This window comes from Nitrosomonas sp. (genome assembly GCF_024282095.1).
Classification (GTDB): Bacteria; Pseudomonadota; Gammaproteobacteria; order Burkholderiales; family Nitrosomonadaceae; genus Nitrosomonas.
In genome coordinates this window covers 17,949-42,974 of sequence record NZ_JAMWZS010000025.1, presented here as the reverse complement: position 1 = coordinate 42,974, position 25,026 = coordinate 17,949, and the positions used below count along the sequence as shown (strand labels likewise).

21 protein-coding genes and 1 pseudogene are annotated in these 25,026 nt (G+C 46.5%); 12 read left to right on the top strand and 10 right to left on the bottom strand.

The annotated features are described in order from the left end of the window. The 4 genes and pseudogenes from Q0K92_RS08685 to Q0K92_RS08670 form a co-directional block, all read right to left on the bottom strand. Positions 1 to 234, bottom strand: a pseudogene (locus Q0K92_RS08685) (hypothetical protein); the annotation flags it as partial. A gap of 221 nt (positions 235 to 455) precedes the next feature. Then, on the bottom strand, positions 456 to 734 hold the full coding sequence (locus Q0K92_RS08680) for a BrnA antitoxin family protein (protein ID WP_297325411.1): 279 nt from the start codon (positions 732 to 734) through the stop codon (positions 456 to 458). After that, on the bottom strand, positions 691 to 963 hold the full coding sequence (locus tag Q0K92_RS08675) for a BrnT family toxin (RefSeq protein WP_297325410.1): 273 nt from the start codon (positions 961 to 963) through the stop codon (positions 691 to 693). The genes Q0K92_RS08680 and Q0K92_RS08675 overlap by 44 nt, the downstream gene beginning before the upstream one ends. Before the next feature lie 194 nt (positions 964 to 1,157). Continuing rightward, positions 1,158 to 1,574, bottom strand: coding sequence for a hypothetical protein (locus Q0K92_RS08670; protein ID WP_297325409.1), 417 nt, complete (start codon positions 1,572 to 1,574; stop codon positions 1,158 to 1,160). 228 nt (positions 1,575 to 1,802) lie between these two features. Between Q0K92_RS08670 and Q0K92_RS08665 the strand changes: the two genes are divergently transcribed. Continuing rightward, on the top strand, positions 1,803 to 1,997 hold the full coding sequence (locus Q0K92_RS08665; RefSeq protein ID WP_297325408.1) for a type II toxin-antitoxin system VapB family antitoxin: 195 nt from the start codon (positions 1,803 to 1,805) through the stop codon (positions 1,995 to 1,997). 161 nt (positions 1,998 to 2,158) lie between these two features. On the opposite strand, the gene Q0K92_RS08660 is transcribed toward Q0K92_RS08665, so the two are convergent. The 3 genes from Q0K92_RS08660 to purL are packed head-to-tail and all read right to left on the bottom strand — an operon-like array spanning position 2,159 to position 9,510. After that, entirely contained in the window at positions 2,159 to 4,204 is a 2,046-nt protein-coding gene (locus Q0K92_RS08660; RefSeq protein ID WP_297325407.1) for a M1 family aminopeptidase, read from the bottom strand. Between the two features lie 18 nt (positions 4,205 to 4,222). Then, on the bottom strand, positions 4,223 to 5,455 hold the full coding sequence (locus tag Q0K92_RS08655) for a ChaN family lipoprotein (RefSeq protein WP_297325406.1): 1,233 nt from the start codon (positions 5,453 to 5,455) through the stop codon (positions 4,223 to 4,225). 38 nt (positions 5,456 to 5,493) lie between these two features. Beyond that, positions 5,494 to 9,510: a phosphoribosylformylglycinamidine synthase gene (gene purL / locus Q0K92_RS08650; RefSeq protein WP_297325405.1), complete on the bottom strand. Its 4,017-nt coding sequence runs from the start codon at positions 9,508 to 9,510 to the stop codon at positions 5,494 to 5,496. Between the two features lie 71 nt (positions 9,511 to 9,581). On the opposite strand from purL, the gene Q0K92_RS08645 reads away from it, so the two are divergent. From Q0K92_RS08645 to Q0K92_RS08625, 5 genes are all read left to right on the top strand, one after another. Continuing rightward, positions 9,582 to 11,111 carry an NAD(P)H-hydrate dehydratase gene (locus tag Q0K92_RS08645; protein WP_297325404.1) on the top strand — a complete coding sequence of 510 codons (1,530 nt, stop codon included), beginning with the start codon at positions 9,582 to 9,584 and terminating at the stop codon, positions 11,109 to 11,111. A gap of 184 nt (positions 11,112 to 11,295) precedes the next feature. After that, a complete protein-coding gene (locus tag Q0K92_RS08640) occupies positions 11,296 to 11,757 on the top strand; it encodes a hypothetical protein (RefSeq protein WP_297325403.1) in 462 nt (153 codons plus the stop codon). Between the two features lie 106 nt (positions 11,758 to 11,863). Further along, a complete protein-coding gene (locus Q0K92_RS08635) occupies positions 11,864 to 12,664 on the top strand; it encodes a PEP-CTERM sorting domain-containing protein (protein ID WP_297325402.1) in 801 nt (266 codons plus the stop codon). Positions 12,665 to 12,694: 30 nt separating this feature from the next. After that, complete coding sequence (locus Q0K92_RS08630; protein WP_297325401.1) at positions 12,695 to 13,264, top strand: hypothetical protein; 570 nt, start codon at positions 12,695 to 12,697, stop codon at positions 13,262 to 13,264. A gap of 490 nt (positions 13,265 to 13,754) precedes the next feature. Beyond that, complete coding sequence (locus tag Q0K92_RS08625) at positions 13,755 to 15,320, top strand: glyoxal oxidase (RefSeq protein WP_297325400.1); 1,566 nt, start codon at positions 13,755 to 13,757, stop codon at positions 15,318 to 15,320. Positions 15,321 to 15,423: 103 nt separating this feature from the next. On the opposite strand, the gene Q0K92_RS08620 is transcribed toward Q0K92_RS08625, so the two are convergent. Then, positions 15,424 to 15,837: a hypothetical protein gene (locus Q0K92_RS08620; RefSeq protein ID WP_297325399.1), complete on the bottom strand. Its 414-nt coding sequence runs from the start codon at positions 15,835 to 15,837 to the stop codon at positions 15,424 to 15,426. A gap of 855 nt (positions 15,838 to 16,692) precedes the next feature. Here Q0K92_RS08620 and Q0K92_RS08615 point away from each other — a divergent pair. The 4 genes from Q0K92_RS08615 to Q0K92_RS08600 all read left to right on the top strand — a co-directional run bounded on the left by Q0K92_RS08615 (position 16,693) and on the right by Q0K92_RS08600 (position 20,951). Continuing rightward, positions 16,693 to 17,832: a glycoside hydrolase gene (locus Q0K92_RS08615; protein WP_297325398.1), complete on the top strand. Its 1,140-nt coding sequence runs from the start codon at positions 16,693 to 16,695 to the stop codon at positions 17,830 to 17,832. A 508-nt stretch (positions 17,833 to 18,340) separates the two neighbouring features. Then, positions 18,341 to 19,201 carry a flagellar motor stator protein MotA gene (gene motA / locus Q0K92_RS08610; RefSeq protein ID WP_297325397.1) on the top strand — a complete coding sequence of 287 codons (861 nt, stop codon included), beginning with the start codon at positions 18,341 to 18,343 and terminating at the stop codon, positions 19,199 to 19,201. Between the two features lie 38 nt (positions 19,202 to 19,239). Beyond that, positions 19,240 to 20,160: a flagellar motor protein MotB gene (gene motB / locus Q0K92_RS08605; RefSeq protein WP_297325396.1), complete on the top strand. Its 921-nt coding sequence runs from the start codon at positions 19,240 to 19,242 to the stop codon at positions 20,158 to 20,160. A 38-nt stretch (positions 20,161 to 20,198) separates the two neighbouring features. Beyond that, positions 20,199 to 20,951 carry a class I SAM-dependent methyltransferase gene (locus tag Q0K92_RS08600; protein ID WP_297325395.1) on the top strand — a complete coding sequence of 251 codons (753 nt, stop codon included), beginning with the start codon at positions 20,199 to 20,201 and terminating at the stop codon, positions 20,949 to 20,951. A gap of 11 nt (positions 20,952 to 20,962) precedes the next feature. Here the strand turns inward: Q0K92_RS08600 and cysS are convergent, their stop codons facing one another. After that, complete coding sequence (cysS, locus tag Q0K92_RS08595) at positions 20,963 to 22,345, bottom strand: cysteine--tRNA ligase (protein ID WP_297325394.1); 1,383 nt, start codon at positions 22,343 to 22,345, stop codon at positions 20,963 to 20,965. Between the two features lie 157 nt (positions 22,346 to 22,502). On the opposite strand from cysS, the gene Q0K92_RS08590 reads away from it, so the two are divergent. After that, positions 22,503 to 23,093 carry a peptidylprolyl isomerase gene (locus Q0K92_RS08590; RefSeq protein ID WP_297325414.1) on the top strand — a complete coding sequence of 197 codons (591 nt, stop codon included), beginning with the start codon at positions 22,503 to 22,505 and terminating at the stop codon, positions 23,091 to 23,093. Positions 23,094 to 23,123: 30 nt separating this feature from the next. Continuing rightward, the gene (locus Q0K92_RS08585) at positions 23,124 to 23,615 is read left to right on the top strand and encodes a peptidylprolyl isomerase (protein ID WP_297325393.1); all 492 of its coding nucleotides are present in this window, start codon (positions 23,124 to 23,126) and stop codon (positions 23,613 to 23,615) included. Between the two features lie 148 nt (positions 23,616 to 23,763). Here Q0K92_RS08585 and Q0K92_RS08580 read toward each other — a convergent pair whose 3' ends face one another. Further along, positions 23,764 to 24,939, bottom strand: coding sequence for an O-succinylhomoserine sulfhydrylase (locus tag Q0K92_RS08580; protein ID WP_297325392.1), 1,176 nt, complete (start codon positions 24,937 to 24,939; stop codon positions 23,764 to 23,766). Positions 24,940 to 25,026: the final 87 nt, after the last annotated feature.

Sequence of the window (25,026 nt, the reverse complement as noted above, 5' to 3'; positions counted from 1 at the left end):
CTTGGCCTGTGGATTTGGCATGGCCGGAACCTCGATTTTCACCGTGTAAGGCTGCGGGCGGGAGCCTTTCACCTTGGCATGAATGTTTCCCTGCTGAATCTCAATTTTCGCCACCGAACCTTTATTGGCATAACTTCGTCCCCGCGGCAACCGATTGTCATAGTCGATTTGCGACAGCGAATTGAGCCACTGCGCGCCCCACCACGTTTGTCCGTAGCCTTTATGTGCTGACATGATTGAAGAATTTTAGAAAATAAAATGAGGCTGGAGGAGTTAGTCCTAATATTGCATGTGCATTAGGAATATATTCTGTAGCCTCCGGCGGACGATAATCGCGAAAAAGCGCAGTTTATGCGTGATAAATGAGCATGTTGAGTCTGTTTCTAACACCGTGGCGGTGGCGGCAACACAGATCTTTTCTTAGCACCTGTAATGATCTATCTACTATTTAGATCTCACTGCGGCAAATCCTCCAGGTGTTTTGCCATGCGCGTTTGCCACCCGGGCCCAGTGGCACGCCATTTATTAATAACCTCTTCCGGTAAACGTAAAGAAATTAGTTTCCGGGTATTCGCCAGCTTTGGCCTGCCACCTTTATTGACCTTTGCCCGGATGAGCATTTCATCAGTAAGCTCAGGAAGATCTTCATATTCCTGTGTTTGGATGACGTGTGCGTCTACGCGCTTGAGATCAGAGCCCAATTTCCGGGCCGATACGGGTTTGTTCGCGCTCATTTGCTTTCCTCATGCTGAAGATGTGGCGATCCGCGCCACGCGGCGTGTAACCGACAACAACCATACGACCTTCAAGCAATCCATAGCAGATGATTCGCGTTTCGCCGTAGTCTCGTATGTCTTCGACTTCCAGGATGATGCCTTCAAGCAGGTACTTTGCATCTTCAAAATCCAAGCCACTCTCTGCCAGAGCCTGCGCTCGTTTTTCTGGATCATAGGTAATTGTCACGCGGTTAGTGTATCTACAAGAACAGTACTGTGCAAGTTCTCATGGTCATCGGATTGTCCGATAGGTGCGGTGAGATTGTGTGCTTACACCATCACACCATCCCCATCAATTCAACCACCACTTTCTGCACCCGCATCGGCAAAATCTCTTTCTCAATCGCCTGCCGGCCATAAAAGCCGGTGTCAGGTCCAGAATCAAGAATCCTTCTTCTTACGAAGAATAACCCCAACCGTCGTTGGGTGCAATTGATAGTACTCCCCGATTTCCCGTTGGCTGTATGCACCTGTTTTGTAAGCGGCAATGATCGCTGCATCGCGGTCTTTGTGTTGCGCTGCAATCTCAGATAGAGGTTTTGCAACCGGCCGCTTTTGCTGCTGGGGTATATTTAAATCGTCTTTTTCCTCGCCGATTCTTTTCTGCATTTCAGTGACGAAAGCTGTATCACCTAAATAAATTTGTCCCTTTAAATTCGACCAGATTTCAGGTTGATGTTGCACACCTTCCAGGATAAATTGCCGATATCGCTCCATTGCAATTCTCCTTTGCTTTCCAAACAAAGACAAAACCCAATCCGTTGTTAGCCATTCGGGCTTTGCAACATCACCCGCCATTGCCCATCAAGGGGCCAGGTCTATAACCAAGAATAATTGTTCTTGCGGCATTAGGGGGCTCGATAAATTAAAAATGCACGTACACTTCAGAAAACGACAAAAAGCCCATTCGAAATTTACAAAGGAAGTAATCATGCAGTATCTCGTGCAGGCCGTCTAATTCAAACACCAACTTTGATCCTTTATGCATAATTGCCTACACTTATATGCATTATATAAGGAGGTATCATGAGAACCACTCTAGATTTACCCGAAAATTTGTTAAACGAAGCAATGCGAGTAACCCACGCCGAAACCAAAGCCGCTGTTATCGTGCTGGCACTAGAGGAGTTAATCCGGAAATCAAAAATTTCGGATCTTAAGAAATTCAAGGGAAAAATCGAATTGGATATTAACCTTGATGAAATTCGGGTGCGCCAGTAATGGCGGGTATTGGTCGATACGTCTGTCTGTCTGGATCGACTATTTTCGAACCGGTAATAAATCAGCCGAACTGGATGATCTCATCGACGCAAGAACGGTGTGATGTCCAGAATCACGAACTATCCAAAACACAATTCCTTCACAATCATGCACTCAGGCTATCACTCAACCACCACCTGCTGCACCCGCATCGGCCAAATCCCTTTCTCAACCGCCTCCCGGCCAGCAAACGCAATATAGCTCTGCCGCCCGTAATGCGGTAGCGGACGTATCAGCGCTTCGAGTGATGCGGCGTCTTTTGCGGAAATGATCGCGAGTGATGCACCATCGGCGCGAGCCAATGTCCAGGCTTGCGCGGTACCTTTGTTGTTGATTTCACCCGGCTTGGCCGGCAGCTGTTTGGCGGCAAGCCAGGCATCGACTTCGGATTGCAGGCCGATGACGAGCGTTGGTGCTGCGGATAGCGGTGCGTTGGATGCAATGATTTGTGGTTTCTGGTCCTGCAATTTGCCGGCAAGTGTTTCAGCGATTTTCCGCACTTCGGCTTTGCCTGATAAAAGAACAGTCTGTGTCGATGGGTTAACCATCACTTCGCGTAGAATCGGCGGTGCTTCGCCGGGCGCTAATTGGCGGAACAAGCGCAGATCCGGATCGAGTGAAACGAATAAGGGTTTGTCCGGCAGTGTCAGCGTGAAAGTCTGCTGTTCCTGTTGCAAATCGAGCACGTGAGTTTGCGTGCCCTGCTCGCTTTGGATGGCAACCGGAACCCGTAATTGATAGAGCGGATCGGACTGTTTCAATGTAATCGTCAATCCATGACCGGAGTCAGCCGTGATACTTTTCGCCTCGCTGATCGTAATCGTGGGTGCGCCGCTGCGATCCAGCCATTGCGTGAAGAAAGGCTGCAGACTGTGTCCTGAAATGATTTCAAACATCTTCTGCAATTGTTGCCAGGAAGTGACCTTAAAACGCTGCACCGCCCACAATCCCTGCAAAGCGCGCTGAAAAACCTCATCGCCCAATTGATCCCGCAGCATAAAGAAAAACATCGCCGCTTTGTTATAACCGACAATCTTCGATGCACCGTGGGTACGCGAAGTAAATGCCGTCAGCGGTGCGTCTTGCCCTGGTTGCAATGCAGCGAAATCACGCAACCAGCCCAGGCGCATTTCCCGCGCGGCTTCGCTGCTTTCCTGTTCTTTATACGTGTAGTCGGCCATGAACGTGGTCAGGCCTTCCGACCAATTGCCGCTTCTGTAATCCGGATACACCCCGTTGCCCCACCAATTGTGCAGCACTTCATGGCCGAGCGAGGTATCGCGGATAAACGGCAGTTGCAACACATTGATACCAAGATAAGTCAATGTGGGCATGCCGAAGCCGGTGGGAGTCGGACTGGAAACTACGCTGAATTCGCTGTACGGATACTCGCCGATCCACGCTTCATACATTTTCAGATAGCGTTTCACGGCATCCAGATAATCCTTTGACAAGCTACTGATTTGCTGATGGAAATAAGTACGCAACTGAATTGGACGCTGGCTAATGCTCTGATGTGTCTGCGTTTCAACCACATACGGCCCGGCCATCAAATCGATGCCTTCTGCCGGATGAGAAAATTCAAACGTTGCTTGATAGCCTTGTTCCGATTCACTTTCCTCAATCAATCGACCCGCCACCAGACCACGTTGCCCCACAGGCAATTCCAGCTTGACTTTATAGCGCGCCAACGCGTCTGCAACGCGCGGATACCAGCCGGATGCATCCGGCAGAAACGTGCCGACTGCACCGCTGACAGCGATGGGTCTGCCCAGCGCCTGTTGATGATCGAGCGAATCATCCAGTGGCGCCAATTTCCCCTGCCAATGAATCACAAATTGATACTCCTGGCTGAAACTGAAGGGTATGTGCCAGGAATGCGGTTGATTGCTCCGTTCACGGCCAATGCCCAGCGGCGCATCGTTAAAAAATGCATGGGTGACTTCAAAGGAAGCGCCCAGCAGCAAGCGCAACTCCTTGGGTCGTTTGACGGTAATGATGCTTTTTCCTTCGAAGGTACGGTTAATCGGATCGATTCGCACCGTGATGTCATAGTCAATTTCGTTAACTTTGGTAGGCTCAGGAGCTGGCGCAGCAAGCGCAAATTGCGCAATAGCGCAGTTCAATAAAAAAAACCAGCAGAGTTTGATGAATGTACGTCCCGTCATAGTTTCGTGCGGTAAGGGTTAGTGTTTCAATGCAGGAAATTTGGCGATGATCTGTAATTCCTGCTCGTCTCTTTTGATAGTTAGCGGTAACCAGGTTCCCGGCGATTGACGTTTGACGATATTGATCACATCTTCGGTCTCTTTGAGCGGCAGCCCGGCCATTTCAATAATCACATCGGAATCCTGTAATTTAGCGGCTTCGGCAATGCTGTTTTTTTCCACCTGCAGCACCACGGCACCGCCTCGGCCCATTTCGTAGCGAATTCCCAGGCGTTGGAACTGTGGCCGGAAAGATTCGGAAACATGCGGCAACACGCCGAATACCGCATCCGCCACGCCTGCCACGAGGTTTTTGCAGGATTTATCGCTGTCCCACGGCAATAACGCAGCAACATTCCTGACGCCCAAGTCATGTAATTGATGCGCGACACCAAAACCGTGCAGCACATGGCCCGTGCCCATGACACCCACGACCAGCGGTTTTTCCGCACCTGTGGATTCCGTCACCGCCTGTTGCAATATTTGCGCCATGGCACGATCCCACAGTTGTTGACCGCCGATGAAACGTCTGAAATCAGCATCATCCTGGGCGATTTCGCCCTTTTGCTTATCTTTGCGATCATGCTGTTTATAAATCGGCAGCAAATAATCCACATACGCCTGGCTGGGTTCCGCGGGGTGCGTCAAGCCTTCGCGCTCTTCCACCGGAATGCCATAAAAACCCTTTTCCGCTACCTGGCGACGCAGATTCGTTTCAATATTCAATGCCCGCATCGGAATACGATTCATGCGCGCGAAATGAAATAATGGCAGATACAGATTGGCATCGGTATTCCATACCCGATCCCACTCGGCAACCCGCAGAAACTCTTTTTCACTCAGCTTGCCGTCCACCCATTGATCCAACGCTGCTTGCACGCGGCGTGGAAACATCTCAAAGCCGATGACCATATTGGGGCGCACCGCATGCAGAGCAACCAGTGTTTGCAATTGCCAGCGGTGATGATCTGCGTTGACGTGCGTTTCACCCAGCAATACCACCGATGCTTTTGCTGCGCGCGCAATCACGTCCTGTTGCGTCGTCCGACCGGAACCCGGCACAACCCAATCCCCTAACGCCACACACTGATTCAGCGTCGGTTTTTTCGCCGGTTTAATGGCGGCGGCCCAGGCGCTACTCCAGCATAGGCTCAGTAGCAATATAGTCATGCTCAACATTCTGTTGCGTCGGGTTACACTAAAATTTGTCATTTTTGATTATCCTGTTAACGGGTCAATTGATTCGCGGGCTATCCAACCCATTTGCGGGCATTTCTGAACAAGCGCATCCAAGGTCCATCTTCCGTTGCAGCGGATTTCAAACGTTCCGGATACCAGGAATGCTGCGTAGCCCGGAACACCCGCTCCGGATGCGGCATCAGCACATTAAAACGCCCATCCGGCGTGGTTAACCCGGTTATTCCCTGGCGCGATCCGTTGGGATTATAGGGATACTGCTCAGTCACCTGTCCGTGATTGTCCACAAAACGTACCGTCACCAATGCAGCTGCATTGTCAGGTTGATCGGCAGAAAATTCAACCTTGCCTTCGCCGTGGGCTACCGTGATCGGCATCCGGCTACCTGTCATGCCGTCAAAAAATAACGATGGACTCGGCTGTATTTCCACCATGGCGAAACGCGCTTCAAATTGTTCCGACACATTGCGTTTGAAACGCGGCCACGATTCGGCACCAGGAATGATGTCATTCAAATTGCTCATCATCTGGCAGCCATTGCAAACACCCAATGCGAACGTGTCGCCGCGCTGAAAAAAAGCCTCGAATTCATCACGTGCCCGCACATTGAATAAAATCGATTTAGCCCAGCCTTCGCCAGCGCCGAGCACATCGCCATAGGAAAAACCGCCGCATGCGACAAATCCCTTGAAATCCTGTAATGACACACGGCCTGCAATGATATCGCTCATGTGCACATCGAGTGCGGCAAAACCTGCCCGGTCGAACGCCGCCGCCATTTCCACATGGCCATTGACGCCCTGCTCACGCAAAATCGCGATGCGGGGACGCACGCCGGTTTGAATATACGGTGCGGCAATATCTTCATTCGCATCAAAACGCAGTGCAACCTGAAGACCGGGATCTGCGACATCGAGAATACGATCGTATTCCTGCTGCGCACACACCGGATTGTCACGCAGTTTTTGCATGTGATAGGTAGTTTCCGACCAGGCACGCTGCAAATCCACGCGCTTTTCCGCCAACACCGGCTTGTTATTGCGCATGAAGCGGATTTCATCAGTGGCATTCAACCGTCCGATCACAAAACTGGCATCGCGCAACCCGACTTCGGTTAGCACCTGCATGACGTCATGATGCTGTGCAGTGTCGATCTGCAACACGGCACCCAATTCCTCATTGAACAGCACCGCAAACAAACGCTCCATAAATCTGCCGCCCAATTGTTCAGGCTGCAATTCAGATCCGTCGATATCGTTGCTATGCGCGTCAAAACACAGCTGATCCAGATTCACCGTTAATCCGGTATGTCCGGCAAAGGCCATTTCGCACAATGTCACGAACAGACCGCCATCGGAGCGGTCATGATACGCCAACAGTTTATTTTCCTGATTCAGCTGTTGGATCGCGGCAAACAATGCCTTGAGTCTTTCTGCACCTGCTTTGCCGTCGATGTTGGGTGCCACATTGCCCACTTGCTTATACACTTGCGCCAGCGCCGAGCCACCCAAGCGATTCCGCCCTTGCCCCAGATCGATCAGGATCAATTCGGTATCGCTGCAATCGGTGCGCAATTGCGGCGTCAAAGTTTTGCGCACATCGGTGACATTGGCAAATGCGGAAATGATCAACGACAACGGCGCTGTCACTTCCTTGCGGATTTTTTCATGGGTGTTTTTGTCTGTTTCTTCCCAGACTGTCTTCATCGACATCGAGTCTTTCCCAACTGGAATGCTGATGCCCAGTTGCGGACACAATTCCATACCGACGCTATGCACTGCGTCATATAAACCGGCATCTTCGCCCGGATGGCCGGCTGCCGCCATCCAGTTAGCGGACAGTTTGATTTTGCTGATTTCCGCAATCGGTGCCGCCGCGATATTGGTGATGGCCTCTCCTACTGCCATGCGTGCCGCCGCCTGGGGATCAATCAACGCCAATGGTGTACGTTCCCCAATGGCAAATGCTTCCCCCAGATAGGTCTGATAACCCATGCTGGTCACGGCGACGTCGGCAACCGGAATCTGCCATGGACCAACCATCTGATCGCGCGCCGATAGGCCGCCGACGCTGCGGTCACCAATGGCGATCAGAAAGGTTTTGTCGGCCACCGCGGGCAAACGCAATACCCGGTAGGCGGCTTCGGTCAGATTCACACCGGATAAATCAATGGCGGGTAATATGCTGCTCTTGTGCATCACATCGCGCGTCATTTTCGGTGGTTTGCCGAGCAATACCGGCAACGGCATGTCCACCGGCGGTGTTGCCGATTGCGGATCAGTCACGATCAGCTGTTCATCGGCAGTGGCTTCGCCCACAACGGAAAACGGACAACGTTCGCGCTCACAAATGCTTTGAAATACCGCCAGTGATTCCGGTTTGATCGCCAAAACATACCGCTCCTGTGCTTCGTTACTCCAGATTTGCATCGGCGACATGCTGGTTTCCTCAGACGGAATATCACGCAAATTGAACCGCCCGCCTCTGCCGGAATCATGCACCAATTCCGGAAATGCATTGGATAAACCACCCGCGCCGACGTCATGAATGAATAAAATCGGATTATCAGCGCCGGTTCTTTGCAACTGCCAACACCGGTCAATCACTTCCTGCGCGCGCCGCTCCATTTCCGGATTACCGCGCTGCACCGAGTCAAAATCCAGCGCTTCGGTATTGCTGCCGGTATCCATACTGGAAGCCGCGCCGCCACCCAGACCGATCAGCATGCCCGGGCCACCCAGTTGAATCAGCAATGCACCCGGTGGAAATTTTTCCTTGCGCACGTGCCGATCGGAAATCTGCCCAATGCCACCCGCCAGCATGATCGGTTTGTGATAGCCGCGCATCTCTCCAGCAACGCGCTCCTCGAAAGTACGGAAATAACCCGCCAGATTAGGCCGCCCGAATTCATTATTAAACGCTGCCCCGCCAATCGGCCCTTCCAGCATGATCTGCAACGCCGAAGCAATACGCGCCGGTTTGCCGTAAGTTGATGGGTCATCAGCAGAATGGGAACGATCGTATTCCCACGGTTGCGTGTAACCGGGAATATTCAGATTGGATACCGAAAAACCGGATAATCCGGCTTTGGGCTTGGCACCGCGGCCGGTTGCACCCTCATCGCGGATTTCCCCGCCAACACCGGTGGCCGCACCGGGAAAAGGCGAAATGGCGGTCGGATGGTTATGCGTTTCGACTTTCATCAAAATATGCGTTTGTTCCTGGGCATAGCCGTAAACCTGCCGATCGCCTGGGTAAAAACGCGCAATTTCCGCGCCTTCGATGACACTGGCGTTATCCGCATAAGCCACCAGCGTGCCTTGCGGATGCGCTTGATGCGTGTTGCGTATCATCGCAAACAGCGATTTATCCTGCGCTTTACCGTCCACAATCCAATCCGCATTAAATATTTTATGGCGGCAATGTTCGGAATTGGCCTGGGCGAACATCATCAATTCAACATCCGTCGGATCACGTTGCACTCGTTGAAAATGATGCAATAAATATTCAATTTCATCCGCTGATAACGCCAGCCCCATGGCTTGATTCGCCTGCCGCAACGCTTCGATACCGCCATGCCGCACATCAATCTCGTTGAGCGGTTTCGGTGCAAAATGCTGAAACAACTTAGCTGCATCGTCAAACGAAGCAAACACGGCTTCCGTCATGCGATCATGCAGCAAAGGCATGAGGCGCGCCTTATCCTGATCCGAAAGTTGTTCATGGCATTGAATGTAATACGCGATACCGCGCTCGATGCGCTCAACCGCAGTTAACCCGCAGTGATGCGCAATATCCGTCGCTTTACTGGACCAGGGGGAAATTGTGCCCGGGCGTGGCAACACCAAAAAAAATTCGCCAGGATGCGGATTGTTTTCCTGAGCCGGGTCATCATTGAGTAACCTCCTCAGCGCGTTGAATTCCTCAATCTGCAAATTCCGTGTCATCGAACAAAAATGCCAATATTCGGTAGTTACCGAGACTACTTGCAGATCCAGCGTATTAATTTCTTTGAGTAATTTTTCCAGACGAAACGAAGATAGCGCACGTCCACCACAGAATTGGAGCATCGGGGAGTATCAAACTGTTATTTAAAGATTACAATTTTACACGAGAAGATATACTTATCGTTGCTCATCCGATGATGCTGACAAATATGATAAATGCTGATTCCGTTTTTTTGACTGCAGAAATACGTGACATTGAACATCAGGCGGCAATGCTGCCCAACCCTCCCCGCTTGATGGAAAAGGCCGGCTTGGCAGCTGCGCAAATCATCCGTGATCAATTGCTTAAGCACACGCATCATTCTGTATTGGTACTCGCCGGCCCAGGCAATAACGGCGGCGATGCTTTCGTTGTGGCACGTTATCTGCAGGAATGGGGCCATGCGGTTACTGTGGCATTTACCGGCGACCGCGACCGCGTACCGTTCGATGCCAAGCAGGCAATGCAAGCCTGGCTCGCCGGCGGCGGCGAAATCTCCGCCGACATCCCCAACGATCAACATTGGGATGTCGTGATTGACGGTTTATTCGGCATCGGCCTGGATCAATCCAAGCATCGCCCGATCGAAGGCAAATACCGGGAATGGGTGGATCGCGTCAATCAGGTGCCTGTTCCCATCGTGTCGCTGGATATTCCATCCGGGCTGGGCAGCGATGACGGCTGCATTTATGGTGTGGCGGTACGCGCCACCATTACCGTGACATTCATCGGATTAAAACCCGGTCTGTTCACCAACTTCGGGCCTGAGTGCTGCGGCACGGTTGTGTTGTGCGATCTGGATATCCCACTCGCCTCACCACCCGCACCACACATCTGGCTGCTTAATAAAAAGCTGGCGCAATCGCTGCTGCCCCCTCCGCGCTGTGCCAATAGCCACAAAGGCACGTTCGGCAATCTCGCCATTCTGGGTGGCGCTACCGGCATGGTCGGCGCAGCGCTGCTTGCCGGTCGCTCGGCCTTGTATCTGGGCGCTGGACGCGTCTACCTTGGCTTGCTGACTCGTCTTGCCCCGCCCGTTGATTTTTCACAACCTGAATTGATGCTGCGCTCGCCTCCGGAACTATTTAAGCTGAAATCATTAGACTGTCTGGTGGCCGGCCCCGGTTTAGGTGACGAACCGGAAGCACTGTCCTGGCTGGATTGCGCGCTCAGTACCGAATGGGCTCTAGTGCTGGACGCCGATGCATTAAATCTAATCGCCATACATCCGCACCTGGCCAAGAAACTCAGTCAACGCAAAGCTCCGAATATCTTGACCCCGCATCCCGCTGAAGCCGCCCGTCTGTTGAAAACGGATACCCATGTCATACAAAACAACCGTATGGATGCCGCGTATAGAATTTCACAACAATTCAATTGCTACGTAGTGCTGAAAGGTGCCGGGAGTATTTGCTGCTTTCCCAATGGAGAACGCCACATAAACACCAGCGGCAATCCCGGACTCAGCACTGCGGGAACCGGCGATGTGCTGGCGGGAATGATCGGTGCGCTGATTGCTCAAGGCTTGAATCCGGATCATGCGCTGTTGCTGGCGGTTTACTTGCACGGCGCCGCCGCCGATAGCCTGCTGCAACATAATCACGGCCCACTGGGTATGACTGCATCGGAAATTATTGCTGCTGCGCGTTCCCTGTTGAATGATTGGATTTATCAGAAGAAATAAAACATTCTTGCAACGCGATGCAAAGTTTTCACAGCATTCATGCGTATTACTCGATAGCGTAAAAATACTATCGTAAGCCGACATTTCTACATTGATGCTATATCATCTGTTCCAATAAAATCCGCCCCTTGATTTATAATCCCAATCAATTTCTATTTACGGTTTACTGTGTTAAGGACATTTAATGACACCTCTATCTCAATCAATTAAGCGTATTCTCGTGCAATCATCGCTGGTAATACTGGCCATTTCGCATACCGCGATAGCCAGTGAATCTTTAGCCACGACGCCTTGTTGTCAACAATCCGACTCAAAACAATCCCATTCGATCGAATTGCCCGCGGAAGCCATTCAGAAACTGAAAATTGATGCCGGATTCGGCTGGGGGATTTTTAGTGGCACGATCTACAACGGCAGTGAAAATTACCATGTAACCCAATTGGTTGTCAGCATGGAACCCATCCACGGCCACCATCACATGGACATGCACGCCACCATGTCGCACGACCCCAAAATACATCACATTGATCTGGATCTGCCGCCGGTATCGAAAGGCGCTTTATCGATGCCTTTAGCCAACGAGGATGTTCACATTCATGACTTTACGTGGAAAATCATTAAGGTCATGGGTTATCAAACGCATTAGCACCAATTCTTTACCGCAAACACTGAAGGATTAAGTCCATATAAAATTTGCGTGTTTATAATTGGAGCCTTATGATTCCAATTCCATAAAAAATGAGGCTGCTATCGTGAACAGTAAGCACTTGATCATCACATTAGCTGTATTCTTATGTAGTCTCACTAATACAGCACTTGCCGTGCCTGTTTCAGCCTTAATTGATTTACATGCAGAAGCAGTATTAAAAGAACTGGATGGCGATACTGCCGTTGTGACCAGCCTTGTCCTTGACTCTGCGACAGATTCATGGGGAACGCCACTGGCACCCTTGCATGCCGCAGTTAATGCAACCGCAGTGGATGCCAATCAATCGCTTACTGTTTCCGGGAGTGCTGAGGCAACTTGGGGATCTGGTGGTAATTCAGGACATGTTTCTTTCAGTGAATTTGGCTATTCAGGTGAAGCAAACTTCTATTTAGTCGGTTTGAGAAATAATTTCTGGAGCTATTCGTTTATAGCGGACAACGATGGTTCTTTTTCCATGGTATATGACGTTTCAGTCGTGGATACCATTGGGAGTGATGCATTTGGCTTGATTGGCTGGAATATTAATTGGAGTGGGCCGGGCGGCGGCTTATTATTGTCTGATGTATTCGATCCAACAGCGCATGGTCTATTTTCACGCCCCATTGTTGCGGGGCAGCTTTATACCGTGGGACTCCAAGGCGGGCCAGGTTTGGAATCCATATGCCTTCCTGATTGTAATATCCTATTGTCGAATCATGTACAAGGCAATTTTGATTTTACCATCTCGCCTGTACCTGAACCATCAGTGGTCCTATCGTTTCTTCTTGGATTGATAACACTTAACATTTTTCACCGCAGGCAGGTTTATAGCGCGAACATACAACATCATGATTATGAATATTAAATTTTACCATCAAGCACACTGATCAATAACATGCAGCAATCGTTCAAGAATATCCGCAATTTCCTCATTTATGTGTTTGTTATTTCATTGGTTTCATTGGTATATTTTATTTATGCTTATTCGGTTCACTCAATTCCTGAAGAACGCGAAACATTCCTGACCGAACTCGGTGAAGGTTTTGGTAAAACGGGTTTAGTACTGCTGGCATTCATTTATTTCCGCACCTTGCTGAAACTGGCGTTGGGTCAAGGAAAATTAGCGCAGCGTTTGCTCCCGGATTATGTCCCCCCGATCAATTCATCCCATCTTAACCGCTTGCTAACCTGGATGAATCGCACACATATTTACATCGGCATTGCAACAATCGCCATCATTCTGTTACATATCACCATGATGGGATTCTCTCGATATAGCTACATTCTTTTCTTCCCAGCCTTGCTGGTACTGATCATCTGGCAAGGAATCTTCGGCCTGTTCTTGACCTTACGTTATACACCCGCTGAGCTGAAGAAATTTTCTTACTTGGTGCATGCTCAGTTTGTTACTGGCGTTGCTATCGGAGTATTTGCTTTTTTTGGTCATGTGCTTATTGATGATTGATACAAATATGTTTAAGACATTCAAAAGAGATATCAATGTGGCTATCGCCTATCATCCCACCTTGATTCCTACAGAATCATATGAACCAGCAACATATCACCGTGTGTCATGGTGCTCATCTTCATGCAGCACATTTTATAAATCAATTTAAGCAGATGCCCTGCTTTTTAATCAAAAAATACAGGATGTTTTGCTTATAAAATAAGTAGATTTGACCCATGACAAATCTTGATCTATCACCTATAGTAAAATTTGAAAAGTAGGCGATATTTATCACTGCACCTATAAACTAAAGCGCTATTTTTATTTGTATGAGAAATTGAAGTTAAATTTTCAATTTTTTATAGAAACTAGGCGATAATGCAATGTTTTTCTGCTCGTTTACGGGCATGCTGTTGTTTGTTTAATATAGATTTTTTATTATTTTCCATGATGATAAAAGAATCGATGTCTCTCCAGTTCTTATATTCAATATCAGGAGCTATAAATAATGTTTAAGCATTTTCTTCCTGCACAAGGGATGTGGCGTCTAAAGTATCTTATAGTAGCTACTTTGGCCTTTTTCTCATTGACTGACAGGGCTATTACGCCCGCACTGGCAGCAGGACCAGAAGCGCACTTGAAAGGAGAATTTGGCCCCCTGCACAATTGGCCGATTATACCGCTCGCCATGATGCTTATGCCCGATGGACGGGTATTTGCTTATGGAACAACCCCGGCCGGGGTGCAGAATGCCAAATTGCATTATGCGATATGGGATCCCTCGGTGGGGACCGGCACCAGTGCGTTTGAAATTTTACCCAATACCACCAATACAGATATTTTTTGTGCAGGTCAAGCATTGATCCCTGCGACAGGTCATGCACTGATCGTCGGTGGGGATGCTGTGGTGAACACAAAGCGCAACTATGCAAATAGTGACGTCAATATCTTTGATCCGACTACGGATACACTCATACGCCAAACTCAAAATATGGCTTTTAAGCGTTGGTATGCAACGGCAGTAACTATGCCAAATGGCGAACATGCCATACTGGGCGGTCGTAACGATAGAAATTTTGCGGGAACATCGACTATTCCAGCTACCGTGGAAAACTATTCGCCCATACCGGAGGTACGATCGGTGGCTGGCAATTGGCGAACACTCAGTACAGCAAGTAGTGACGCTGCTTACGGAGGACTCGGTGGCGCCTCGTGGTTTTATCCGCGAGCCTGGGTGAATCCACAAGGCACGATATTCATTCTTGGGCACAATGGGCCAATGTATAAGCTTGATATTTCAGGTACTGGTACGCTCACTAAATACAAAGCAAAAACTGTAGTTGGTCGCAATAACTTGCCCAGTGTAATGTATGCTCCTGGTCGAATTCTCTCTGTCCGCAAAGATCGTGTGGCAGTAAACGTTGATATCAACGGTACCGGTGAACCCATTGTATCCCCAGCCGGTCTTCTAGCAAAAGATCGCCAGTATGGTAGTGCAACTGTACTTGCCGACGGCCGGGTCTGGGTTAATGGCGGTTCATCGACCGGCAATGATCTAGTAGGTATGGCATTAGAATCCGAGCTTTGGGATCCGAATACTGGTCACTGGACAACCACAGCAAGCGCAGCTACAGCAAGGCTATATCATTCCGCTTCACTCTTGCTTCCGGATGGAACTGTAATCACTGGAGGAGGTGGTGCGCCAGGTCCGCTCAAGCAGTTAAATGGTGAAATTTTCTACCCACCTTATCTGTTTAAAACAGATGGAAGCGGTGAATTTGCACCTCGTCCGGAAATTATTGATGCTCCGACGACAATAATTACCTGGGATCAAGAATTCTCAATCGAAGCAACCGCTAGTATCTCCAAAGTCACGCTTGTGCGCGTAGGTGCAGCCACACATACATTTGATCACGAGACGCGCTTTTTTAATCTACCCATTCCACAAACAGGCACCATTGTGACCGTGCGAACACCGGCAACAGCCAATATAGCTCCCCCAGGCTTCTATATGGTTTTTGTTTGGGATGCTTCAGGAGTACCTTCTGTTGCGAAAATTATACAGATTGGCTAAAAAATCGTTTGTCATTCTCAGTCAGCATAGTAGCTATTGAGAAAGAAAATACACAGAAGAGCCCCGTGTTTTATAACACGGGACTGGTGCAATCAAATAATATTCACTCTGTTTTTATAGCAATCACTTCATCAACCAAATCGTTTTCATCATACCTAATTAAATAAGCCATTTCATCACCGCTAAATGTTATCTCAGTCGGTATACCCACGAGCTCCCATAATCCCAATGTCACAACATCTGCAGCACCATGAAAAAAGGCCCTACTTACTTTGGTTCCTGTGCTATATCCTTGAACAAATTTAAAGATTTCAAATTTTTTATTATCTTTATATTCACTGATAATGGGTGCGCCGTATTCGGCAATTAGTACAGTTCTTGACACGCCTATGCTAAATAAACTGATATCTTTTTTGACTGGTTGTTTTGCAGCCATAAAAACAGAGCACCCAGAAACTTGAACAACCAATAAAACCAATAGCAAAATAGAAAATATGCATCGCTCTAAAATAATCATTTTGTTATCATTTGTTTATCAGGATCCTTGGTAATTAGGATGAAATCAGTTAGTCGTTTACAATGTGGGAAAACGGGACGAAGTTTTGCATAACTAGCCGAGAGTATCACACAAGAGCTTCTTATATTTCTTGATCACTTTCAATCTTCACTGATCAGCGTGATTGAGTTCAAATAATTAACTTATCGAATTAATTCTCGGCTATAAATAAAAATATGAGCCTTAGATACACTCCTCCCCCTTTCTGCTCATATCTCTGCCACAGTAATGATAGGAATATTTTATTACTTTCTCCGATTCCTTACTAGGAAACCTATATCCCCCATCCGCATATCCCACACATAAAATCTGACTAACCGAACGATCTCCAGCTAGTCAGTAGTTATAACATATCCTATTACCTCGTTTGCCTTGACGTATGCGAACAAAACCATACCATAAAAAACAATTAATTAACAATTAGTTGCCACACAACGATTCATTTTATTCTGAGAATTAGCCTATTTAAGCCTCTCTTTTAAACACTAAAGTTTCGGTGTTGCTTTGTCGTTCAGGAATTCTCGAAGCAATCAATGCAAGAAAAAATCTTATATTAAATTATAAAGATACGTTCCATCTATAGAAGATGATCATTCATTGCTTCCAGTAAGAAGTTCAAAGTGTAAATCCCACGAGGCTGTCCGAGAATAGTTATCGCAGTGAAGGAAAACGATATTCAGACATATTTCTGAACATTTGTGGAAATTCATATTATTCCATTTAACAAAATGATCAAGAAACATGACTTAACAAGTTTTTCTGTAACAAGCCGCTCTATTCTCAGGCAGCTTCCTACTTTAAAAAGGAATCTTTCATATGCAAATTGAAAATATCATTAAAATTCGAGTCAACACTACTTCTACTCACTTAGCGAAAAAAATACACAATACGCTGACTACATTATTATTTACCCTAAGCATAATATTGGCCACCTGGGGAACATACGCTATCGGAGCGGTCACTCCAAACCCCATTAAATGGCATCCTGGTCATTATGTTATGCTCGTAAGTCCAGGCCAAGATAGCGCCTATTATATGGATCAAATATACAATGAACTCGATACATATTCTGCAATACGCGGAATAGCAATACGTTACAACTGGGCAGAGTTGGAACCAGCAAAAGGTGTGTATGATTTTGCGTCTATCGATAAACACCTTACTGAGCTTGCAGCGCGAGATAAACGCCTTATTATTTTACTGGAAATAAAATCATTCGATCCTAACGAAATCCTTATACCAGATTACCTGAAAGCTGCAATTTATGAAGGCGGAGTATTCGCACATACCAAAGGATACAATCTCAAATTGTGGAATACCGCGGTGCGTGATCGCTTAGGCGCGCTGGTTCGCGCATTGGGCAAGCATTTAAATGCTCACCCTAACTTTGAAGGTTTCGGTCTGCAAGAAACTGCTATGGGACAACCACTAAAGCCGCTAACCAGCGCTCAAATAGACACTTATTACAAAAATCTGCTCAGTATCAATCAGCGCATGCGTAATAATTTCCCCAACACAATGACGTTTCAGCTTACAAACTATCCACGTGGAATTCTAGATTCACTTATTAATGAATTAAAGACAATGGGGGCAACATTAGGTGCTACAGACATTTTTCCACAAGAGCCGGGATTGAACTTTCCAGGATCGAAACATTCACCCAGAGGACTCTATACCTACTTTCCTCAGCTTAACGGCGTTATTCCTCTGTTAGCTCAAGTAGAGAAAGCAAATTATGAGAACACCAAACACGACGACACTGGCTATCAACCAACCATAACCGAGCTGTTTAATTTTGGAAAAGATAAACTGCATGCCAATTACATCTTATGGACACGCTCTCCAGGTTACTACGATGATGTATTGCTAATGCTGAATCAAACAGCACAAAAAAGCACTCTCTCGGGTGGCCTAAATTCAGCCTGCCCAACCAGTATTGCCTCCTGTATCGACTAATAACAACAGCTTAAACATGCATTGGACGAAGGCTATATTTCCTAAAATATAGCCTTCGTCTCTATTAATCTCCATTCATTTAGTCGGTCATAATTAAATATGGACCAGCTACTATCACTGATGCACCAATAGCGAAAGACTTCGGTTATCTCGCTATTTTTGTTGAATTGTCACCTATCCAATTCGCTAAGTGCTACGTTCTGCGCGCAGGTGCTGGAAACAGCGACTCAAGACTAGAGCTGTCTACAAATCATAGATATCGATTAGGGTATCCAATTTACTAGCAAAACCTTTTATCTATGCGCAAAGATCTCCTCTGCATCACGTCACTTGAATGCAACGCTATCGGCATGATTATATGTGATAAACAGCAATAGTAATAAAAGACTAGAAAATACGGGGAAAACTCGTTTTATCTCTAAGAATGAATTTTGTAACGATATGCTACCTTCTCAAACCAGAACCTGCCATCAATGGTTAAATCATTAAATTCCTGGGAGTCAGCACAATGCTCGTTATTGTTGGTTACATTATCATTATTATCTCGGTATTCGGTGGTTTCGCTTTAGCGGGTGGTCATCTCGCTTCGCTATGGCAACCGGTCGAACTTCTTATGATTGGTGGCGCTGCGGTTGGTGCGTTTGTCGTCGGCAACTCAAATAAAGCGCTCAAGGCAACCATGAAGGCTTTACCAACCGTTTTTAAAAATTCTAAGTATACCAAAGCGTTGTATATGGATTTAATGACGCTGCTCTATGAGGTACTTGGAAAAATTCGCAAAGAAGGACTGATGTCCATTGAAGCAGACGTAGATGATCCCGGTAACAGTCCTATTTTTACCAAATATCCCGATATCTTAGCTGATCATCACATTACAGAATTTATTACTGATTACTTAAGATTAATGGTTGGCGGCAATCTTAATTCTCTAGAAATAGAAAATTTAATGGATAGCGAATTGGAAACTCACCATCAGGAAGGTGAAGTACCTATCCATACCATATCCAAGCTCGGTGACGGCTTACCTGCTTTTGGCATTGTTGCGGCTGTGATGGGGGTGGTGCATACCATGGAATCGGTTCATCTCCCTCCTGCGGAATTGGGTATTTTGATTGCTGCGGCACTGGTGGGTACATTTTTGGGAATTTTACTTGCTTACGGTTTTGTCAGTCCTTTAGCCGGCAAACTTGAACATAACCTGCACGAATCCAGCAAATTATATGAATGTATCAAAATCACTTTGTTGGCAAATTTAAATGGCTATTCTCCTGTTCTTGCTGTTGAGTTTGGCCGGAAAGTCTTATTTACCACCGAGAGGCCCTCCTTCATGGAATTGGAAGAGCATGTCAAGCAAAGCAAAACAAAGTAATCATTAAATAACATTCAATTTGAATTGAGAGAATACCTATGGCTGATGATCTTGCACAACGACCGATAGTCATCAAGCGGATTAAAAAGGCAGCAGGTGGCCATCATGGTGGTGCCTGGAAAATTGCTTATGCCGATTTTGTTACCGCCATGATGGCTTTCTTTTTACTCATGTGGTTATTAGGATCGTCGACCAAGGCCCAACTGGAGGGCATCTCGGATTATTTTAAAACACCATTAAAAGTTGCCATGTCAGGCGGATCGGGTAGCGGTGATAGTAGCAGTGTCATTAAAGGTGGCGGTACTGATTTTACTCGCCAAGAAGGCCAGGTACAGAAAGGTGTTATTAAGGAACAAAAAATTGACAATGAAACCAAGAAAATTCTACGGGAACGCGCCGAGCTGATCAAACTGGAAGGGTTGAAGAAAAAGATAGAGCAAGCCATCGAAGCGAATCCAGCCTTAAAGAAATTTGAAAACCAGCTTTTACTGGATATCACAACGGATGGATTAAGAATTCAAATTGTCGATGAACAGAATCGCCCTATGTTTGCACTTGGTAAAGCCGAACTACAGCCCTATACCAAAACCATTCTGAGAGAAATTGGAAAAATGCTCAACGATGTCAGTAACAAAGTCAGTCTCTCTGGACATACTGACGGCAAACCGTTTCCATCGGGTGATAAGGGTTTCAGCAATTGGGAATTATCAGCGGACCGGGCCAATGCATCACGACGCGAACTCGTTGCAGGCGGTATGGATACCAATAAAGTACTCCAAGTAGTTGGCTTGTCTTCCGCAGTATTATTTGACAAAAATGACCCGCTAAATCCGATCAATCGTCGAATCAGCATCGTAGTAATGAATGAAAAAGCCGAGAAAGCAGTCACCATGGATAATCCTACCGTCGATATCGATATGCAAGGTGAGCCTGGCAAAGAACTGTTACAAACCCCATGAAAGCATTCCTCATTTAACGATATGATCTGCAATATCCTATGTTAAAACATCAGCATTCTTCAATCACTGCGCTACTGATTCAGATCGTTGCCACGCTATTGATAGTGCTTGTCATAATCTCTCAATCCTTCATCGCATTGAGTATATTCGAATGGAGTATGGTGCAGGGTTTAGTGGCCGGATTCATCAGCTACTATGTGCGCATGCCCTATTGGTGGATACCGATTCACCTTGTGTTTGTGCCGCTTATCATCGCAACACTGGCACTCAATATTTCCCCGCTTTGGTTTTTGCTGTTTTTTATTTGCTTGCTATCAATTTATGGCAAAACCTACAAAACTCAGGTGCCACTGTATCTTTCAAGTAAAAGTGTGAATGTTGCGCTTGAATCATTGCTGCCCAAGCAAGGTCAGTTTTCTTTTGTTGATTTGGGGAGTGGTTGCGGCGGCTTATTAAATAATCTGGCAAGTGCACATAAGAATGGTCAGTTCTACGGTATCGAATCAGCCCCCTTACCATTCTTAATCAGTCGATTAAGAAATATATTTCGTACTTTACCCTGCAAAATATTCTGGGGTGATTTCTGGGATCACGATTTTTCAAACTATGATGTGGTATACGCTTACCTATCACCGGTTCCGATGGAATCGCTATGGCGCAAAGCCAGTAAAGAAATGCGCCCGGGCAGCCTGCTGATCAGCAATACGTTTATGATTCCAGGACTCACACCGCACAAAACCATTCAGCTCAACGATTTTTCAAATTCTACGCTATATCTGTGGAAAATATAGCGTTGAGAATGTTATTGACGCCGCCAGGTAGTCCCTTGTGAGCCATCCTCAAGAATAACTCCCTGTTCCAATAGATTCTTGCGAATCGTATCAGCATCTGAGTATCGGCCTTCTTTACGCGCAGTAATACGTTGCTGGATCAATTGCTCAATCTCGTCTTGAGCCAAAGAGTCCGGCACATTGACAGCCGCTTTATTTTGTAAATAATCTTGCGGATTTTGCTGTAATAAACCCAATAAACCACCCAGTGCTTTCAGCAAGCTTGCGCTTTCCTGTGAATCCGTTTTATTAATATCACTGGCAAGCTCAAACAATACGGCGATTGCTTCGGGCGTATTAAAATCATCGTTCATGGCATCCTGGAATTTCCGCGCAGCAGCATTACTCCAATTGATAGCTGTTTTTTCAGTCGGCCCGACTTCCTTGAGTGCAATATACAAACGATCCAGCGCAAGTTTTGTATCCTTGAGATGCTGATCCGAATAATTCAATGGACTGCGATAATGTGCGCGCAGAATAAAGAAGCGCACGACTTCAGCTTGATAATATTTGAGTATTTCTCGAACGGTGAAAAAATTACCTAACGATTTCGACATCTTTTCATTGTCGACTCGCACAAATCCATTGTGCATCCAATAATTAACAAATGGATGATCATGCGCCCCTTCGCTTTGGGCTATTTCATTTTCATGATGCGGAAATTGCAGATCCTGACCGCCCCCATGAATATCAAAATGTACACCTAACAACTGTTCGCTCATTGCCGAACACTCAATGTGCCAACCCGGGCGCCCTTTTCCCCAAGGGGATTCCCAAGACGGTTCGCCAGGCTTTGCCGCTTTCCATAGCACGAAATCCAATGGGTCTTTTTTGCTGGAATCGATTTCAACGCGTTCACCCGCACGGAGATCATCCAGCGATTTACCCGACAATTTTCCGTAACCTGGAAAATCATGCACTGAATAATAAACATCTCCATTACTGGCAGGATAGGCAAGTTTTTTATTAACCAGGGTATTGATCATGCTGATCATATGTTCCACATAACCTGTTGCACGTGGCTCGCAGGTAGGCTGCACAACACCCAGCGCTGCAGAATCTTCGTTCATCGCCTGAATGAAACGATTCGTTAGATCTTCAATGGATTCATGATTTTCTTGTGCGCGCTTAATAATTTTATCGTCGATATCGGTCACATTCCGTACATAGTTCACAGCAAAATTGTTTGCCTTAAACCAGCGTACGACCGTATCAAATACAACCAAAACTCTTGCGTGTCCCAAGTGACAATAGTCATAAACAGTCATACCACACACATACATTTTTACCTTTCCAGGCACTAATGGCACGAAGTCTTGTTTTTCACGAGCGATTGAGTTATAAATTTTAAGCATAAGGAGGTTAATAGAGATAAAATTGTAGAACTACTTGTCTTCTTGATAAAATTCTGGACGTTCTGGAGACTGAATTAGAAATTACTGAATGAGTATAACATACTGCCAGAACGAAACTCTCATCCCCACTACACACCCAACAGGACTAAATATGCCCATGCAATTGCGTCAGTTTGTGATTTTTCTATTTCTAATTTCAATCAGCTTAAATGTTGCTGCAACCAACATAACTATCGAGATGAAAACAAATATTGGCAATGTAGTACTCGAACTTTACCCGGATAAAGCGCCTAAAACTGTGGAGAATTTCTTACAATATGTTGACAGTGGATTCTATAAAAATACGATATTTCACCGCGTAATCCCTAATTTCATGATCCAAGGCGGCGGGTTTGATACGACTTTCAATCAAAAGCCTACTCGATCACCCATCCAAAATGAAGCGGCTAACGGTTTAAAGAATGAAGTTGGAACCATTGCGATGGCACGTACAACAGATCCACATTCTGCAACAGCGCAGTTTTTTATCAATGTTGCAAATAACGGATTCCTTAACTACAAAGCCCCCAATCAAAACGGATATGGTTATACTGTATTTGGCAAAGTAATCAGCGGCATTGATATCGTACAAAAAATCGCATCAATACCAACCGGTTCCGGTGGTCCATTCCCAGGTGATGTGCCTAAAACCAGCATAATCATAGAAGATATGATTAAACTACCTGTACTTGAGAAAAATTCACAATAAAGAGCATCACAAATTAATAAAAGGATTGATATGGTTAGATTACAAACCAATTTTGGGGTGATTACACTTGAGCTCGATAGCGACAAAGCACCTGAAACCGTACAGAATTTTCTGAACTACGTAACCAGCGGATTTTACGACAACACGCTATTTCATCGCGTTATTGACGATTTTATGATCCAAGGCGGCGGGTTTGAGCCTGGAATGAAACAAAAGAAAGCGCAAGCACCCATACAAAATGAAGCTGCCAATGGGCTAAAAAACGATGCCTATACGATAGCAATGGCGCGTACTGCGGATGTGCACTCTGCCACAGCACAATTTTTCATTAATGTAACCAACAATGGCTTTTTAAATTACAAATCGCCATCGCCACAAGGCTATGGCTATTGTGTATTTGGAAAAGTAGTTGAAGGTCAGGATGTGATCGATAAAATAAAGAAGGTAAAAACCGGAGATCATGCGGGCCATCAGAATGTTCCACTTGAAGATGTCATCATCCAGAAAGCCGAAGTTATCTAGCCAAACCCGTTGAAAAACTATCTGCGTTGCCGCTACGTGTTAAGAACAGGCTCAGAATGCTCATTTATCACGCATAATGCGCTTTCTCGCCTGTTTTTGCGTGGCATCGGCTGCTGCGGAAATGTTTTTCAACAAGAAGGATTCAAGGTTACGATAGCCCGCGTGCCAAATCAGCTTGAAGATCTTGCACCGCCTCTAACCCTACCGCAATGCGTAACAATCCATCGGATATACCCGCAGCATCCCGTGCTTCTTGACTGATACGCGCATGGGTTGTTGTTGCGGGATGGGTCAATGTACTTTTAGCATCACCCAGATTGGCAGTTATCGAAATCAAACGGGTAGAATCGATAACGCGCCACGCCGCGTCTTTACCACCCTTCACTTCAAACGTAACGATTCCTCCGCCTGATTTCTGTTGACGTTTTGCCAATTCATATTGCGGATGCGAAATCAAACCCGGGTAAAATACGCGCGTCACATTCGGTTGGGATTCAAGCCACTGAGCCATTTGCAACGCGTGGGCCGAATGTGTCTCCACACGTATTTTAAGTGTTTCGAGACCTTTCAGTATGACCCAGGCATTAAACGCGCTCAGTGTTGGCCCCGCTGTACGCAAAAATCCATATATACCGCCATCCATCAATAAGTCCTTATTACCCAGCACAGCTCCTCCCAATACCCTGCCCTGTCCATCGAGATATTTGGTCGCGGAATGAATGACAATATCAGCCCCCAGTTCGAGCGGTTTCTGCAGGACGGGTGTACAGAAACAATTATCCACGACTAACCAACTATTTGCTTTCTTGGCAATTTTTGATAATTCGGCAATATCGGAAATTTCCGTCAATGGATTGGAAGGTGTTTCCAGAAAGAAAAGCTTAGTGTTTGGTCTTATGGCGGCTTCCCATGAATTAGCATCGGTAGCCGACACAAATGTTGTCTCAATATTAAATTTCTTTAATATGTTATTGAATAAATTTACCGTCGCACCGAATAAACTACGGGAAGCTACAATATGATCGCCCGCAGACAACAATCCCATGATGCAAGCAAGTATTGCCGACATACCGGAAGCAGTCGCTATACATGTTTCCGCTCCTTCAAATACGGCAAGTCGCTCTTCAAATGCTGTCACCGTTGGATTAGTAAATCGGGAATAGATATTACCGGGTTCATTTCCAGAAAAACGAGCGGCTGCCTGGGCGGCACTATCAAACACAAAGCTTGAAGTTAAATACATCGCCTCAGAATGCTCATTAAATTGACTACGATGAATACCGGTATGAAGTGCAAGGGTTTCTGGCTGCAGATGATCTGACATATTGATGAGGTCTCAGCGATAACTAAAATTTTTGAATTGTGAAAGCTTGTGCTATTTCATTATTACCAATCAGATTGTTTCCGGCCG

Excerpts from the sequence above, each read along its gene's own strand:
- Q0K92_RS08680 (WP_297325411.1), bottom strand. The coding sequence starts at position 734 with ATGAGCGCGAACAAACCCGTATCGGCCCGGAAATTGGGCTCTGATCTC.
- Q0K92_RS08670 (WP_297325409.1), bottom strand. The coding sequence starts at position 1,574 with ATGGCGGGTGATGTTGCAAAGCCCGAATGGCTAACAACGGATTGGGTT.
- Q0K92_RS08665 (WP_297325408.1), top strand. The coding sequence starts at position 1,803 with ATGAGAACCACTCTAGATTTACCCGAAAATTTGTTAAACGAAGCAATG.
- Q0K92_RS08660 (WP_297325407.1), bottom strand. The coding sequence starts at position 4,204 with ATGACGGGACGTACATTCATCAAACTCTGCTGGTTTTTTTTATTGAAC.
- Q0K92_RS08655 (WP_297325406.1), bottom strand. The coding sequence starts at position 5,455 with ATGACAAATTTTAGTGTAACCCGACGCAACAGAATGTTGAGCATGACT.
- purL (WP_297325405.1), bottom strand. The coding sequence starts at position 9,510 with ATGCTCCAATTCTGTGGTGGACGTGCGCTATCTTCGTTTCGTCTGGAA.
- Q0K92_RS08645 (WP_297325404.1), top strand. The coding sequence starts at position 9,582 with ATGATGCTGACAAATATGATAAATGCTGATTCCGTTTTTTTGACTGCA.
- Q0K92_RS08640 (WP_297325403.1), top strand. The coding sequence starts at position 11,296 with ATGACACCTCTATCTCAATCAATTAAGCGTATTCTCGTGCAATCATCG.
- Q0K92_RS08630 (WP_297325401.1), top strand. The coding sequence starts at position 12,695 with ATGCAGCAATCGTTCAAGAATATCCGCAATTTCCTCATTTATGTGTTT.
- Q0K92_RS08625 (WP_297325400.1), top strand. The coding sequence starts at position 13,755 with ATGTTTAAGCATTTTCTTCCTGCACAAGGGATGTGGCGTCTAAAGTAT.
- Q0K92_RS08620 (WP_297325399.1), bottom strand. The coding sequence starts at position 15,837 with ATGATTATTTTAGAGCGATGCATATTTTCTATTTTGCTATTGGTTTTA.
- Q0K92_RS08615 (WP_297325398.1), top strand. The coding sequence starts at position 16,693 with ATGCAAATTGAAAATATCATTAAAATTCGAGTCAACACTACTTCTACT.
- motA (WP_297325397.1), top strand. The coding sequence starts at position 18,341 with ATGCTCGTTATTGTTGGTTACATTATCATTATTATCTCGGTATTCGGT.
- motB (WP_297325396.1), top strand. The coding sequence starts at position 19,240 with ATGGCTGATGATCTTGCACAACGACCGATAGTCATCAAGCGGATTAAA.
- Q0K92_RS08600 (WP_297325395.1), top strand. The coding sequence starts at position 20,199 with ATGTTAAAACATCAGCATTCTTCAATCACTGCGCTACTGATTCAGATC.
- cysS (WP_297325394.1), bottom strand. The coding sequence starts at position 22,345 with ATGCTTAAAATTTATAACTCAATCGCTCGTGAAAAACAAGACTTCGTG.
- Q0K92_RS08590 (WP_297325414.1), top strand. The coding sequence starts at position 22,503 with ATGCAATTGCGTCAGTTTGTGATTTTTCTATTTCTAATTTCAATCAGC.
- Q0K92_RS08585 (WP_297325393.1), top strand. The coding sequence starts at position 23,124 with ATGGTTAGATTACAAACCAATTTTGGGGTGATTACACTTGAGCTCGAT.
- Q0K92_RS08580 (WP_297325392.1), bottom strand. The coding sequence starts at position 24,939 with ATGTCAGATCATCTGCAGCCAGAAACCCTTGCACTTCATACCGGTATT.